The following is a 16,251-nucleotide window of genomic DNA, read 5'->3' as shown; positions in this document are numbered from 1 at the left end:
CCAAGCCATAATCCCGTAAATCCTGTCAAATTTTAAAATAGCTTCGTCAAGAGCGCTCCCCCCCTTTAACTTCGGGTTTTATTTCAAGCGTGCCCGAACGGACCAGAGAATCCCTTTTCCGTGCCTTTTTTATTCCTCCTCGTCGTTGTACACCTTTTCTTCCGTCCGATCCGCTTCCTCGGCATCGCCTTCAATGTCCCGGCCCCTTGGTGGATTCGCTAAAAATTCCTTGTAAAACTCGTGCTGAATCACCAGATCCATAATTTCATTGGTTCCCGTCCAGATGGTGATCAACCGCACATCACGAAGCATTTTTTCCACCGGGAAGACATTGGTGTAACCGATTCCTCCCAGAATCTGCATGGCGTGATTGACGACCGTCCAGGCGGATTCGGTGGAGAATTTTTTGGCCTCGGAAACCAGGCGGCGGACTCTTCCCGGAGGAAGTCCTGCATCCACAGCGGCTCCGGCGGCGTGGTTCAGAGCCCGGGCCGCATCCAGAAGGGTCAGACTGTCGGCCACTTTAAAACTAACGGCCTCAAACCGGCGAATCTTTTGCCCGAAAGCCCGCCGCTTATCGGCGTACCGGGCGGCTACTTCAATGGCTGCACGGCCCATTCCTACGGCCCCTCCTGCGGAGGTAAGCCGCTCCGGAATCATCATCTGGTGAAACACACTCGTGCCGTTCCCGATGCCGGCCTCACCGCCCAGAACATTTTTGAGCGGTACCGGTGCATCCCGGAACACCAATCGGCCGGTCCCGCCGCCGCGGGTTCCCATGAGTCCGTAAACATGCTCAACGGAGACTCCCGGGCCCCGTTCCACCAAAAAGGCGGTCATCGCTTTTTTCGCATCGTCAATGCCCTCTACCTTTCCGTACACCAGAAACACGTCGGCTCCCTCGGCACCCACGACAAAGCGCTTCTGCCCGGTCAGGTAAAACATATCACCCTCCCGACGAGCCTTGGTGGTCGCGGCAAAAAAGTCGGAGCCGCCGCGGGGTTCCGTCAGAGCCTCGGCCGGAGCCAGTTTCCCTTCGACCATGGGCTTCAGAAACCGCTCCTTCTGCTCGTCCGTGCCAAACACATGAATGGCTTCCCCCACGATGGAAACCAGCGAGTACAGGCACGCCAGCGAGGTTCCCAGAACACCCACCTCTTCCAGTGCCACCATTTCAGACGTCCACGGCCGGTTACTGCCCCCCCATTTTGAATCAAACCGCAAACCCAGAAGGTGGCGTTTCCCGGCCTCCTGTAAAAATTCTTTCGGGTACAACACCTCGTCCCGGTCCATCTTCAACAACAGCTCTTTCGGAACCCAGGAGACAAAATCCTGAACCTTTTCCCTGAGCTCCTTATCGGCAGTCGTCAACAACGCATTGGTCGACATTTTTTTCTCCTTCCGATTTAAAAACCTCTTTTAATAAAACAACATCTTTTCTTTGAAAAAAGTTCATTCCGAATGAGCCACACATTCTTGCCACGAAGGCACCAAAACACGAAGAATATCGCGAGTTTTAAGACTTGGTTTTCAAACCAAAATTTTCATTCGCGCATTCGCGGCATCTTTTCACCCCCGACGAGGAACACCCTTTATTTGTTTGAATATTTTTCCCGCAGTGCGGCCTTGTTCAATTTGCCCGCGCTGGTCAGCGGAATTTCATCCACAAATTCAAAATGATCCGGAATCCAGAATTTGGCAATTTTGCCTTCGTCCACTTTGGTTTTTAAAAACTCGCGCAGGGCGTCTACCGTCACCTCTTCCCGGGCTTTGATAACAGCCAGCGGGCGCTGTCCCCAGCGTTCATCCGGCTTCGGAATCACAGCCACCAGCTCAACAGCCGGGTGTTCGGAGAGAACCGCTTCCAGCGTTCCGGTGGGAATCCACTCGCCGCCGCTTTTAACGGCATCTCCCTCGCGGTCGGCTACGTAAAGGAGCCCATTCGGATAAAAAAGCCCAATATCACCGGTTTTAAACCAACCGTCCACGTAGGCCTGCTGCGACGCCTCCGGATTTTTGTAGTAGCCTTCCGGAAGCCAGGGGCTGCTCACCCACACTTGTCCCAGACTCTTCCCGTCGTGCGGCACCTCGCGGCCCTCTTTGTCCCGGAGCGACACATCCGTCATCGGCAAAAGCCGCATGCCCACGCGCCGCCATTCCAGCGCTTCGGGGCTGTCGTGGGGCACGCCCTCCGGCACAACGGAAATGGCCGTCCCCAACTGATCCGATCCGCCGTAGATCAGGCTGAACTGGACGTCCGCAGCATCGGCTCGTTTGGCCAGCCCGGAGGGCAGCGGACTGCCGCCGGTCAGAACCTTGACGTGTCCGAAATCCGGCTGATCCAAAAGCATGTGCAATTGCGTGGGTACCATATTCAGCCAGGTCACGGATTCCTTTTGGATCAGGGCCGCCTGTTTGGCAGGATCGGCTGCGCCGGGAAGGACCACTTTCGCTCCCACATAAATCGGGAAAAAGGCCATTCCCCAGGCATGAATATGAAAAAACGGAATGAGAGGCATGAACACATCGGAGCTGCTTGGACGGGCACCGCCTTCATGAAGCGCCAGATGATGAAACAATTGCAGGGCGCCCAGCAAAATATTTCGATGGCGGTAGAGGATGCCCTTGGGCTTTCCGGTGGTGCCTGTTGTATAAAAGATGGAAAAGGGATCGGTTTCTTTGACGTGATCGGCCTCCGGAAGCTCCTTTTCTTCCCCTGCCGCAATAAGATTTTCGTAATGATGAACCGTCTCCGCTTCCGGAAGCGGATCATTCGGGTTGTCGCTCATTAGGACCCATTTCGGAAATTTCTGAAACAGGGGCTGGACGGCGCCCATGAAGGTGTCGGACACAAAAACCCACTCATCCTCTGCGTGAATCATGGTGTACACCAGCTGCTCCGGGGCCAGGCGAAAATTGATCGTGTGCAGAATCGCTCCCAACATGGACAGGGCATAATGCAGCTCAAGGTAGCGGTTCGTATTCACATCCAGCACCCCCACGACGGTTCCTTTGCCGATTCCCAGCTTTTTCAAGCTGCTGGCAATTCTCAAAACACGGAGATAAAATTTTTCATAGGTTAAGCGGGTGTTGCCGGAAACAATGGTCTGATCGGGGTGAGTGGTCAGCGAGCGGCCGATGATCTGGTGAACAACATACTCTTTCATGGTGCACCTCCTTATTAAACATGAGAATTTTTCCACCGTGGCAGGACGTGAAAATCGATTATTCTATTCGGGATTCTTTTTACACGTTGCATCCTGCCAGCCATTTCCCTAAATTCTATAGTCATTCAACTGATCACAAAAACAGGAGGTTACTATTTTTTCAAACACCCAATTAAATGAACACCACCAACGGCCGATTCGCATTCAAAGATCAAATCAGTAATTTCAGGCCGCGTTTTTTTCTCTTCCAATCGCCAAAATCCGACCCGATTTTACTGCCATCAAAAAAACTTTCAAAGCTAATTTAATCATTCAAATACTCTTTCGCAAGCGATATTTGCATCTTTCGGTGCCTGCCCAAAATATTTTTTACCATAAAAAAAGCCGCCTCAAAAGAGGCGGCTCTTGTTTTGAAAGTCAGCGATTATGGAGTCTGCTCCAAAAAACCGTTGCCCACAAATTTCCGCGAATTGATTTTCCTGAAATGAGAGTCGCGTCATTCGTGGTTTTTAGAGGGAACCCATTACTAAAATGTGGCCATTTGAAAGCCCGCTTCATCCTTGAGCTTTTTGATCAGGGTACTGTAGGCCTCACTCTGTTTTTTCTGCTTAAGGTGGGCCTCGATCTGGGCACGGACATCTTTCAGGGGACGGGTTTCTTTTTTCCGACTGATGACCTTCAAAATGTGGAACCCGTACCGGGTTTCGATAATCCCGCTAATCTGGCCAACCGGGGTATTAAAAGCGGCATCTTCAAAGGGTTTTACCATGCGGCCGCGTCCAAAATCCTTGTACAAACCGCCCTTGTCTTTAGAGCCGGGATCCTCCGAATATTCTTTGGCCAGTTTGGCAAAATTTTCACCCCGTTTTGCGCGAGCCAGAATGCCTTCCATTTTCTTGCGAATGGCCTTTTTCGCAGAATCACTCTTGCCCTGGGTTAACAGAAGAATGTGACGCACGGTGGCCGTTTTGGGTTCGTTGTAAACGGCTTCGATTTCTTTTTCCGTAACCTTTATGGAGTCCGCTAACTGACTGTCCAGATACTTCTGGATGATCAGAATATTGCGCGTTTCATTCTTAACGTAATCCGGGCTGATCCCATTCTGGGCCAGCCAGCTGTTAAACTTTGCCTCGCCGCCGGCGCGTTTGTATTGAAGATTCAAAACACTATCCAGTTCGGCAGGGGTTACCGTAATATTGGCTTCTTTCGCCGCTTTTAAAAGCAGCTTTTTTTCTGCCAGATTGGTGGCCGTCTGTTTAATAATGGTTTTCAGCCGGTCGGCGCCGATGGCTTTCAATTGATCGGTTCGTTTGCCGGAGCTTTCAACTAAGTTCTGAAAAATCTCGCCGGAGGTAATCTTAAAATCTTTTGTTGTTACAATGACATTATTCTTATCGGGACTGAGATAAGGAACCTTTTCAGAAATGGCGCTGGCCAATTGATAAGCCGGCGTACCCTTTTTCAAAACAACACCTTCTTGCTTCTTGCCACAGGAGGCTAACAAGAGAAGGGCCAAAACGGGGAAAATGACATACTTTTTCATCGTGGGGATTCTCCTTCAAAATAATTTTGATTGATGATTTAACAGACTGTTAAATATAAGAAATAAAATTCCGAAAAGCTACTGTTTTAGAAAAATATTTGGATATTGGCCTGTTTTTTTCACTAAAAAGTTTACAGACGGCGAAAATTGTTCTGTTTTGAAAACACATTACTAAGGTGTTTTAAAGGTGTTTTAAAAGATGGATCTGCTTTTGCCCCCTCATTTCGCAAAGTGATTGCAACGAAAACAGATTCATGCCTTTTGTACCCTCTGCCAATTTTCGGAAAAGCTTCAAGAATCAAAATAGATTTTTGATCTGCCCGCGTGTCAGCGTTTTTTTATGAAATTGGACCACTTGCCCCCGATTAAACAACTTGTACACCTGAAGTACCGGTTCAAACTCGAGATTAGTGGAATCCAATCCCGTAAAAACCTGTAAGGGCTGCGGGGCGCTCAACGCGGCCGCCAGTGTAAAACCCCCGATTCGTCCCAGACCGGGCACAAAATACCGAAGCAAAACCTCAGGTTTTCTCCCTCGGAATACCGATCCGTCAATGATTATTTTTTGCAGATTCTGCGTGAGGGCACCTGCCAAAAGAGCCGCCGGTCCGCCTTTTCCCAATCCCAACAGAGACAATGTGTCAGAACCCGACAACCGCTCAAGGGCCTCAAGGGCGGTCAGGGCGTCCTGTACCTGTTCCTGAACATCGGTACGATTAAACGTGGTAAAGAATTTGACGCGCTTATTCCGCGCGGTTTGCGTTCCCTTCGGAAGAACATGTTCACCGATCCCGAACGGATCAATGGCAAGCAGGGATTCCCCCTTACTTAGAAGAGCCTGAACCCACACCGCGAGTTTTCCGGAATCCGCCTGAAAGAGACATTTTTTACCACGTCCGGAGATCACCAGTACCGCCGAACCGGACGGCAAGGCCGGTTTCACCCAAACGGCCGGGATCCAATCGTGTTTTCCCTCCCGCGCGATCAGAAGTGTTTGAAGCTGTGCATTTTCACGTCTCCATTCGCCCACCGGTCGAATGATGATTTTCGCAGGACGCCTGGCTGCCACTACCGTCCGGAAAGCCTCTCCGTAACTCGTCCGAAATCTGCTGAGTCCCGGACGATCTTTGGGCCAATATTGTTGGATCATCCGATCGGACATCTGTCTCAATTCGGTTTTCAGGGTTTCCTCGGTTAACTTTCCGGGCGGTTCTTTTTTCAGAAAAATCCGAAGGGCCTCCCCCGAGTCTGCCTGAAAGGGGGTTTCTTTCAGACGTTTCGAATCGTCTATTCCCAGGAGCCATTTTCCAAACCAGGCATATACGGCTTCCCGACTGGGTTTGTTGTAATTGTGGGGGAAATCAAATTGAACAGCTTTCAGTCGGTCTCCGGCATCGTACAAATCGTAAATCTTTTTCAGCATGGGATACTCGACCCAGGGGGTGTTTTTCGTCCAGTCGTGGGTATTTGAAACCAAAAGCAGCGGGCGGGGGGCTGCCAGGGCTGCAAACTCCACATTGAAGGCATCGATGCGAAGACCCGGGGCATTTTCGCAAAGGCAGCCGCCCTGAAAATCTGCGGAAACCATATTTACGGGAGCAGCCACTTTGACCCGCGGATCAACAGCCGTTAACAGGAAGGTTTGAGTCCCGCCGCCAGAGGCGCCCGTACACCCGATTCGTTTGGCGTCCACATCGGGAAGGCTCTCCAAAAAATCGAGGGAACGAATACTGTTCCAGAGCTGGAGGCCCAGGAGGCTGATTCCAAAAACCTGGGAAAGGCTGTCGCCCGCAAATTTATGAGAGATTTGTTTGCTGTCACAATAACCGACCATATCGGTGGAAAACACCACGTAGCCCTGCCGGGCCAGATTAATGCACCTGCCCGGAACAGATACCCGTTCTGAATTTTCCAAACGGCCGTGTGCCCAATGTCCGTGCGGGGTAAGAATCGCCGGAAAGGGGCCGGATTGACCGCGGGGCCGGTAAAGATTCCCGGTTACAAAAAAGCGGGGATAGCTCTCAAACGTAACCTTTTCCACGGAATAGCCTGAATGTTCAATGCGGCCGAAAATTCGGGCATGCAACGGCGTTTTTGGGGGAAAGGGCCACAATCCGGCAGCAACCAAAATTTGTCTCCGCAGCACTTCCGCTCGTGTTTCCCAGTCCCGGCGCGAGGCATATTCGGGAAACGTAAAACTCGTGCGGGTTGTTTTCATCGTCAGAAAACGAGAATCACGATACGTGACATCCCGGTTGGTGGTGTCTTCCGTGCTGTAAACGGTTATCAGATTTTTTTCCCCACGACCGTCACGATTTCCCGAAATAAGATAGGTGGGCAGCACAAAGAATACTCCTGAAATAACACAAATAAACGTGAGTAAAAATTTTTTCTTCATTTCAGAGGATCGTTTATCCGCCTCCGGTGGCTTCAGCATGCCGGTGATTTTTGGTCTCCCATCGGTTAGTTTAAACCCCGCGACCTTTTTCTCCGTCATATCATACAAAATAATGGCCCACTTATCAAGCACTTTTTATCGTTATTCGGCGTTCCTTTACAGGTACCGGAAATTTGGCAGCGCCGTTGCCACCCTCCAATCGCGGCAAAATTCGGTCTGCTGCCGTTGTGCATCATTCGTCGGGAAATACTCAGGGAATAAGAAATACGATGCTCGCCTTGAAGGCCTTTTACAGCTATGCCCAGGCCACCAGACCGGTTTCCCAGGGACCCCAGAGATCCTCATGCCACGGCATCACGCGAATCGTGTAGCCATGCAGCCCGCTTTTGTGACAGGGAACCGCACTGGCGGCGTACAGATAGTTTTCATCGGACTGGGATTCCACCGGTTCCATGCGGGTGGTTCCGGCGTCCGTGATGTTTCCCTTTGTATTCAGCCTGCCGAGATACAGCTCCACGGCGACGTCCTCAGGCTTCAAATTGCCGAGGTGGATCCGGGCCTTGGCGTCCACTTTATCCCCCACTTTGAACTGATTCACCGCCGGGGCTTCCACGGTTTCGACATGGACTTGCGGCCAGTTGCTCCGAACCCGTGCTTTCCAGAGCGCCAGTGCCTTTGCCCGGGCGAACTGATCGGCAGCCAGGTGTTCGAAATGTTCGGCGGAGGGCATGTAGAAACGCTCTGCGTATTCGTGCACCATGCGATTCGTGTTGAACACCGGGCAGACGGCGCGCATGGCCGATTTCATCCGCGCAACCCAGCGCCGCGGCAGACCATCGCGGCCGCGCTCGTAGAACATGGGGACAATTTCCTTTTCCAACAGGTCATAAATGGCGTTGGATTCCACTTCGTCCTGATACTCAAAATCCTCATATTCTTCCCCAAGGCCGATCGGCCAGCCCACTTCGGGTGAGTACGCCTCATCCCACCAGCCGTCCAGAACACTCAGGTTAATAGCCCCGTTGGCCGTGGCTTTCATACCGCTGGTGCCGCTGGCTTCCTGCAGACGGCGCGGGGTATTCAGCCAGACGTCCACCCCCTGCACCAGGTAACGGGCAACATCCATGTCGTAGTCTTCAATAAAAACGATGTGCCGCCGCGCCTCTTCCGTACGTGCGAAGTGGATAATCTGGCGGATCAGATCTTTTCCGAGATTGTCCTGTGGATGCGCTTTCCCGGCAAATATGATTTGTACCGGCCGATCCGGGTCATCCAGGATTTTTATCAGCCGCTCGGGATTCCGCAGCAGCAACGTGGCCCGCTTGTAGGTGGCAAATCGCCGCCCGAAGCCGATCGTCAGGGCATCGGGGTTCAGCACTTCGTCGGCCACCGCCCGGTCAGAGGAGGACAACCCCCGCCGTTCCGCCTGAAGGCGCAGGCGCCGCCGGGCAAAAGCCACCAGCCGCTCCCGACGCCGTTCGTGGGTGCGCCACAATTCCTCCACAGGCATCTCCTCAATCCCCGCCCAAACGCTCTGGTCAGCGGGCCGCTCCAGCCAGACGGGCCCCAGGTAGCGATCGTAGAGGCTGGCCATCTCTTTGGATATCCAGGAGCGATAATGAATGCCGTTGGTTACCGCAGCAATGGGCAGTTCATCCTCCGGCACTCCCGGCCAGATTCCCTGCCACATACGGCGGGCCACTACTTTGTGAAGCTGACTAACACCGTTACAATGCGCGGACAACCGCAAGGCGAGAATGGTCATGCAAAAGGGTTCTTTATCATCCTCCGCATGCTGCCGGCCCAGCGCCAGAAATTCCTTACGGGACAGGCCCAGTGCCCGATAGGTGTCGCTAAAATATTTATCCATCAGAGCCGGTGCAAAATAGTCGTTGCCGGCGGCAACCGGCGTATGCGTGGTGAAAACATGCCCGGCGGAGGCCACTTCGCGGGCTTCGGCAAAAGAGAGACCGTGGGTTTCCATCAGACGGCGGATACGCTCCAATGCCAGAAAGGCGGAGTGTCCCTCGTTCATGTGGCAAACGGTGGGCTGGAGGTTCAATGCCGCCAGGGCCGCCATTCCGCCGATACCCAACATCATCTCCTGCTGAACCCGCATCTCGGTATCGCCGCCGTACAACTGATCCGTGATATCCTGATCCTCCCGCCGGTTCGCCTCGATATTGGTATCCAGCAGATACAGAGGCACCCGCCCCACCTGTACGCGCCAGATCTGAGCCGTGACCGTGCGGCCGGGGTAGGCCACGTCCACCGTTAGCGGTGATCCGTCCTCCCGCTGTTCCAGTTCGATCGGCATATTGTAAAAATCGTTGAAAGGATAAGATTCCTGCTGCCATCCGTCAGCATTAAGATACTGGCGGAAGTAGCCCTGCTGGTAGAGCAATCCCACCCCGACCAGGGGCAGGCCCAGCTCGCTGGCCGATTTGAGGTGATCGCCCGCCAGAATGCCCAGTCCGCCCGAATAGATCGGCAGACATTCCGTAAGCCCGAATTCGGCCGAAAAATAGGCGATCCGCACCTGATCATCCGTCCCGTAGGTTTTACGATACCAGGTGCTTTTGTCGTTCAGATAGTCCGAAAGATTTCGCCCGACGCGTTCGTAGTGCGCCATAAAACCCGCATCGGAGGCTGCCTCCTCAAGCTGTTCCTGCCGAATACGGCTCAGCAAAAGCACCGGGTTGTGACCGGTCTCCTCCCACAGGTTGCGGTCCAGACGGCGAAAGAGCTCGATCGTCTCGTGATCCCAGGACCAGCGCAGATTAAAGGCCAGCTCCCTGAGGACACCTAAATTTTCCGGAAGAGAGGGAACTACTGTAAATGAATGAATGGGTCGCATCATCAAATCTCCTTTAGTGATTCGCTGTGATTTAAAAAGCTGCAGACGGGATCCGTCCGGATGCTCACTTTATTGGAGATCGGGCCTCTTTGCGGATCAGACCGGGTCGAGGTATGCCCCCCACAACACCCACCGCCAACGTGCCTGAATGCAAGGGTTGCCCCCTCTGTGCCGTCCTCGCGACGCCGGAAACGATCTCTGAAAAACAAGAGAGACATAATTGATGTCGCTCCGAAAATAAGACTATTTATATCCATGATCCAACTGCCTTTCGTTTTATGGCGGGTCTCAGATTCGGGCTTACCGGTTTGTCTCTTCCCGGGAATGGCTTACGCGCACCTTCTCCGCCGATCGTTTCTTTGTCCAGGGACCTTCACCTGTTTTTTACTTATCCTGCTTTCGGAATAATGAGTTCGCTTCGCATTTTTCTTAACCGATTAAAATAGAGCCACACAGCCACGGCGGCAACCAAGATACTGATGATCTGCGAGGTTGAAATCAGTCCGTTCAAATAGACCCCCCGCGGATCATTTCGAAAAATTTCGACAAATGAGCGTGTGACAGCGTAGAGCATCATAAAAATCAAAAATAATTCTCCCTGAAATCGTTGTCGCTTTTGCCACCAAAGCAAAATCCAAAACAGGGAAAAGTTGGTAATCACTGAATAGATCTGCGTGGGATGCAGAGGAATGCCCGTAGGCGCCAGGGAGTATGGGCTGGTAAACGTGACACCCCACGGTAATTGTGTGGGTTTGCCGAAGCTGTCTCCCGAAAAAAAACAGCCCAGGCGCCCGACAGTTAATCCCAGCGCCAGCGCCGGTGCCATAAGATCGGCCGTTTTCCAGCCGTTCCATTTGTGCTTGCGCACATACCAGATGCCCGCGGCCAAACCGAATAGAAACCCCCCATAAAATGTGAATCCGCCTTCCCAGACCATCAGCATTGTATGAGGATGTCTCAGATACCCGTTTAAATTGCCGTCAAATAGAATCGAGAAAATCCGTGCTCCAACCACGGCCCACACAACGATGACAACGGCCAAATCCAAAAGCTGCTTGGGATCAATCCCCGCCTTCCGGCTATGCCGAAAGGCCCACCATACGGCCACCGCAATGGCCAGGGTATGCAGCACGCCCACCGTGTAGATTGTAATGGGCCCTATTTTCAATAAAATTGGATACATAATTCTCCTAAACTGCGGTTAGCAGCAACGATTATGTTTGTGATGCTTCTCCTCACGGGATAGTCTTTCCGACGGATTGACCTGTTTAGAACGCCCGTCTCCGGGTAATATGATCTCGGCGTGAGCAATCTTTTCATGACGCCTGTCCGCGGGGATCGCTATCTCCGCATGGTCGGGGGTATCGTGAGGTCTGTCTTTCAAGACGACAATTTCGGCAGGATCGGCTCGTTTGTATCGCCTGTCCTCCGGCACTGCCTGCTTGTTGGGATTTGCCTGTTCATGGACAGATGGCTGCATGACTTCGCCAGCCGAAGGGAAGTGGCTTTCGACCGCTCCGCGTTTGCTCCTGAACACAAAAAACAGTACAACACCGACCCCTATGATAATTAGCCATGTCGTTGACATTGTGGAACTCCTTTTTCTTGGAAATAATATATTTCCATTTGTTTTAAACACATTCTCGCATTCTTTTTCAGGGGACGGATTAATGGAGTGGCTCGAAGTGCCCCCTGATCCCGTTCTTCGTCGGCGGCCGGTCTCTCACCGGAGCCACTCTCCGAACCTGCAGCATCAGGCCATTTGCGCCAACCACTTCCACCTGATCGCCCTTCTTTGTTCTATCTGAGGATTCTGCTTTCCAGATTTCCCCATGCATCAAAACCTTTCCCCGGGGATTCAGACTCTCCAGCGCGTCTCCCACATCGCCCACCATTCCTTCAACGCCTGTCTGAACCGGGCAGTGCATGGCGTGAATCATGGCATAGTAAACAAACAGGGAGCCCGCCAAAATCACCAAATAAACCGGAATGGCAATGGGAAGGGGAAGTACCCAGAAAACCCCCAATCCCAGAACAGGCATCAGTAAAACAATGTGGCACATGATCAATCTTCTTATTTTTTTCAGGCTGTCCTGTGTATAAATACGCGGCAGAACATCTGACGTTGTCGCTTTTTGTGTGCCCGTTTGCACAATAATCTGCACACCCATGGGGACTATTCTACAAACGGGCTCAACTCAAAGCAGAATCATTCGTTATTTTTTTATGATCAGCTTATTCCCGGCCTGCGTCCATGCCCGCATTCCTCCGGAAAGATAGTACACGTTTTTGTATCCCAATTTCGCCAGCGTTTCGGCAGCGATAATACTCATGCCCCCGCTGCGGCAATAAACAACGATTTTGGCATTTTTGTCCTTTGGAAATTTGTTGATATTCTGTTTGATCTGATCGTAAGGAACAAAAAAATCGGTCTGAGGCAGCTCTCCTGCGTACGGAATATGCACATTTACCAGAAGAAAATTCTTTTCCTTCAACTGCGCTGCTAATTGTTTCGCGGAAAGCTTATGGAACACGGCTATTTCCTTTTTGCCTTTTTGAGAAATTATTTTCTCTGTTTTTTTCGGCGAAGGATACCAGGCTTCAGGCGGGGTATGTCCTTTAACGCCATATCCGGCCTTTTTAAGGGACGCAGCCATATCGGCAATGGAAACCCGGGTGGAATCAAATACAACCACGGCCTGATTCTTCTTGAATGAGACCTTGACATCCTTAACACCAGTCAGCTTCTTAAGTGCAGCCTGCACTTCCGGGACACAGGAGTGTCAGGTCATGCCCGTAATTTTCAGCGTTACCACCTGAAGTTTCTGAATTGAATGGTCGCTTTTCTGCTGAGCCGCCGATAGGCTAAAGAACCCGCCCAACACGATCAACAGAAAAAGACTTAAACCGATTTTCTGATGTTTCCCTTTCATAGGATCCTCCTTCTTTATCCGGGTAATCTGAACGACACACCGCATGTGGCCGTCTGAATGCACGAATTGTGAGTCGCATTGTGTACAAAAAATCGACCCTTCCAATGTGAGTCTGCCTGAGAAAGCCTCTGCTATTCCCTGCCTCTTTAGGGTGAACTCACATATTATTACAACAACTACCGTACCAGTGCAAAATAATTTTTGAAATCTTTAGTCATTTATTTGCTATTTAACTAAATTAACAAATAGTTAGCAGGTGTACTTTTTGAATTTTTCGGGCCAGTGAAAATGGACATATCCGCGGGTTCAATCTGAATTGGAGACTATTCAACACAAATTATAAAAATAGACAACCGGTTTGGGATTGTTTGAAAGGATTTTAGGGGATACTCTCGGGGGCTGCTCTTCCCCACAAAAAACAGGCAAATCCGCCAGTCGCCGGGACCGTAACTGAACCCACTGAATTTTGCGCTGTTCATTGGAAAAAGGGCATTTAAGCATCCCTAACGGAGGCGTTCCAAAAGGCCCCCCTTCCGCGTTCACGACGCTTTACAACCTGTTCCTGTTGAAATTAAACTGCACGAAACCCTGGTTGTAAAAATAACCGGGCGCTTCAACATTTGGCCATTCCCTGATCCAAATAATGGATGCCGCTTTTTCAGTCTGCTGATTTTAGTTTCCCTTTTCCCCGATTCGGGGAAATGCGGATACCCGAAGCCGTGCACATCCCATCGGGATCAACGTAATCGTTTCGGTGCGCCCATTCACATAAACCGGACTTTTTGGGATTTCTTGAATCAATCCGTTTTTTTCCAACCCCCAACCCGGGATTCGCTTTGCTTTGGCCAGAATTTTAATGGGGGCATTGTTTAATGAGAAGGGTTGAAAAGCCAGTTCCCCGGAATGTTTGATCACCTTAAAGGATTTTTCGGGTTTTTTCAGATTGACAATCAACCCGTAATTCCACGGCGTGGTGGGAAAAACCTCGTAAGCCGGCCACGTATCGGTACCGCCATACCGCACCCAGCGTTCGCCTATTTTCAATGAATAGGTGAGCGGACCCCGATTGACGGAAATGGCGTTCTTGTTCTTCTTCCAGATTTTCACGGTTACCTTCATCGGGAAAATCAGCTCGATCTGATCGCCGTTCTTCCAGACACGATTGATTGAAATCCATTTTGACGGCTCAATGTGACGTGGAACTTTCCGACCATTTATTCTGAGTTGTGCGTTAGAGGCCCAGCCCGGCACTCTGAAATAAAGCGGGAATTGTGTTGAATTTTTGAGAGTAAGCTTAAAATGAATCGCCTTATCAAAGGGATAATTTGTCTTTTCCTGAATAATAATTTTTTCTCCGTCGGCTACTTTGGCCGATACGGTGCTGGGGGCGTAAAACACGGCGGCTAATCCGTTGTTCCGTGTTGCCATCCAAAGCCTTTCAGCATAGTATGGCCAGCCAAAAGAAACGTTGTGCTGGCAGCAGCGATATTTCCAGGGATTATAGGAGAGCATATCGCCTCCATTTTCAAGCATCGGCGCCTTGCTTTTTCTGTCCAGTTGAACCATGTTCGGCGCCGTAAGATAATGCAATCCCTTTAAATCGGGTGTCATGGCGGCCGGAAGGGAGTTAAAGGCAACATTTTCGCAGCGATCCGCCCACACAACATTTCCCGAAATCCGGAGCAGAAGCTCATCACTGTGCATAAATTCCACCATGGAACAGGTCTCGGCCGCCTGCCGGGGCCCCGTGTGGCCCTTTCTTGCATTTTCATCAGCTCCGAACATGCCTCCCGGCACCTGGCCGTACACATCCATAAACGCATGGTAGGCCCAACCGGAGGCATCCAAATACCGTTGATCGTGAATTTGCTGGTAAAATTGCGCGGGCTCCCGGAAGCCTTCCGCCAGATTAACCCCGTGCCAGGTGGGAATATTCCCCGCCCAATCGGCTGTCTGATCGTGATTGACCAATGCCAACTCCAGAAGCCACTTTTGTCCCGTTTGATTGTAAAGCCAGTAGATGCTGTTCAAATTATCCCCTGCGCGCCACTTCTGCCAGGTTCCGGGCAGAAAATCCTGCAGCGGGATGGTTTTCATCCATTTAAAATAATTTGTCATCAATTTGATTACCCGGGGGTCATGCGTGGCATCATAATAGGATCGTAAAACATACAACATAACCATATTGGGCCAGATATCATGCCGTGTGGTGAAGGAAACCTGAGCCCTTTCCCAGTTCGCCCGCGGCCCAAAATATCCGTTGGGAGCCTGACCGGACAACACCCCCTCCACCCATTGCTTCGATTCATTGATGATTCGTTTATCATTCAAAATATAGCCGAGCTCAATGTAACCCCTCAGCCAATAAGGGACCTCTTCCCAACCGTCTTCCCCTCGCCCGTTGGGGCTTACCCAGGCGTTATCTTTAATCTTACAATATGTGCTTATTTCACTGAGATGTCCCGTAAAACCCTTGGCCATCAATTCCAATTGATGCCGGATCCATCCTTCGGGCTGCACAGCACCGATGGGCAGTTTAATGAGTGGATTCGGTAAAAGCGGCGGGCGATTCCCGCCATAAAAACGATTTGCGGCCTGTTGAGGAGGTGTTTGCACGATCTTTACACCGGCATTTAAGGGTCGGGTAAACAGGAGAAATAGCACAATGAGCCCAAAAGGTAAAGCCAGGCTAAATCTCTTTAAGAATATTTTTTCAGAATGCATGATAAACTCCATCGTGAAATGTGTTTGCATTTATTTGGGTAATCCGGCTGTGTTTAAAAACCATTCAAAAGAAAAAAAGGCCGCGAATGCGCAAATGGAAAAGACAACGAAAATCTCCATTCCCTATTTAATTTACACACAAACCACAAATAAAATCAACCGAAAACGAAACTAAAAAGAGATAAAAAGAGACAAGGTAATCTTCTTAAAAAAAGGTTACCTTGTCTCAGTTCTTGTCTCAGTTCAAAAAGTGAAGCGTTTTTCACAATAGGAAAATTTGCCACAAAATAGTCAGGCACAAAAAATTGTCCCTAATTCTTTGTTTTGGATTTTTTGCTTGCTATTGCGCAGGGCGTTCTTTACATTTTGTCCACACACTGCTCTCATTTGGTGTTGGCTACGCACGTCCAATTTGGCAAAATATGAAGAACATTTATTCCAAAATACTGCTTCTGCTCCTTCTGCTTTGGCCCGGAATAGGCTTTGCCAGAACCTATTTTGTTGATGCTTCGCACGGTAAGGACAGTAATAGCGGCCTCAGCCCGGCATCCCCCTGGAAAACGGTCGATAAAGTGAGCCGATTTTCTCTCGCTCCCGGCGATTCGGTTTTGTTTAAGCGCGGTGAAATA

The 16,251-nt window shown here is 50.8% G+C and carries 12 protein-coding genes; 1 reads left to right on the top strand and 11 read right to left on the bottom strand.

The window, feature by feature from the left end:
- Positions 1 to 129 precede the first annotated feature (129 nt).
- From GXO76_08060 to GXO76_08010, 11 genes are all read right to left on the bottom strand, one after another.
- Positions 130 to 1,389 carry an acyl-CoA/acyl-ACP dehydrogenase gene (locus GXO76_08060; protein ID NOY77808.1) on the bottom strand — a complete coding sequence of 420 codons (1,260 nt, stop codon included), beginning with the start codon at positions 1,387 to 1,389 and terminating at the stop codon, positions 130 to 132.
- Positions 1,390 to 1,592: 203 nt separating this feature from the next.
- Entirely contained in the window at positions 1,593 to 3,167 is a 1,575-nt protein-coding gene (locus GXO76_08055) for a long-chain fatty acid--CoA ligase (protein NOY77807.1), read from the bottom strand.
- Between the two features lie 526 nt (positions 3,168 to 3,693).
- A complete protein-coding gene (locus GXO76_08050) occupies positions 3,694 to 4,710 on the bottom strand; it encodes a hypothetical protein (protein NOY77806.1) in 1,017 nt (338 codons plus the stop codon).
- Between the two features lie 298 nt (positions 4,711 to 5,008).
- Entirely contained in the window at positions 5,009 to 6,928 is a 1,920-nt protein-coding gene (locus tag GXO76_08045) for a hypothetical protein (GenBank protein NOY77805.1), read from the bottom strand.
- Between the two features lie 475 nt (positions 6,929 to 7,403).
- Positions 7,404 to 9,965: a glycosyltransferase family 1 protein gene (locus GXO76_08040; GenBank protein ID NOY77804.1), complete on the bottom strand. Its 2,562-nt coding sequence runs from the start codon at positions 9,963 to 9,965 to the stop codon at positions 7,404 to 7,406.
- Between the two features lie 388 nt (positions 9,966 to 10,353).
- Positions 10,354 to 11,148, bottom strand: coding sequence for a prolipoprotein diacylglyceryl transferase (lgt, locus tag GXO76_08035; GenBank protein NOY77803.1), 795 nt, complete (start codon positions 11,146 to 11,148; stop codon positions 10,354 to 10,356).
- A gap of 18 nt (positions 11,149 to 11,166) precedes the next feature.
- Positions 11,167 to 11,445, bottom strand: a complete 279-nt coding sequence (locus GXO76_08030; protein NOY77802.1) for a hypothetical protein — start codon at positions 11,443 to 11,445, stop codon at positions 11,167 to 11,169.
- 187 nt (positions 11,446 to 11,632) lie between these two features.
- The gene (locus GXO76_08025; GenBank protein ID NOY77801.1) at positions 11,633 to 12,136 is read right to left on the bottom strand and encodes a hypothetical protein; all 504 of its coding nucleotides are present in this window, start codon (positions 12,134 to 12,136) and stop codon (positions 11,633 to 11,635) included.
- A 45-nt stretch (positions 12,137 to 12,181) separates the two neighbouring features.
- Complete coding sequence (locus tag GXO76_08020) at positions 12,182 to 12,730, bottom strand: hypothetical protein (GenBank protein ID NOY77800.1); 549 nt, start codon at positions 12,728 to 12,730, stop codon at positions 12,182 to 12,184.
- Positions 12,731 to 12,748: 18 nt separating this feature from the next.
- Positions 12,749 to 12,898 (bottom strand): hypothetical protein, encoded by a 150-nt coding sequence (locus GXO76_08015; protein ID NOY77799.1) that lies wholly within the window; start codon positions 12,896 to 12,898, stop codon positions 12,749 to 12,751.
- A gap of 672 nt (positions 12,899 to 13,570) precedes the next feature.
- Positions 13,571 to 15,652 carry a transcriptional initiation protein Tat gene (locus GXO76_08010; protein NOY77798.1) on the bottom strand — a complete coding sequence of 694 codons (2,082 nt, stop codon included), beginning with the start codon at positions 15,650 to 15,652 and terminating at the stop codon, positions 13,571 to 13,573.
- Positions 15,653 to 16,044: 392 nt separating this feature from the next.
- Here GXO76_08010 and GXO76_08005 point away from each other — a divergent pair.
- The coding region (locus tag GXO76_08005) for a right-handed parallel beta-helix repeat-containing protein (GenBank protein NOY77797.1) at positions 16,045 to 16,251 on the top strand (207 nt) is incomplete at its 3' end.

The organism is Calditrichota bacterium (assembly GCA_013151735.1).
Classification (GTDB): domain Bacteria; phylum Zhuqueibacterota; class JdFR-76; order JdFR-76; family BMS3Abin05; genus BMS3Abin05.
The sequence above is the reverse complement of the archived record's forward strand: the minus strand, read 5'-3'. Positions and strand labels throughout refer to the sequence as shown.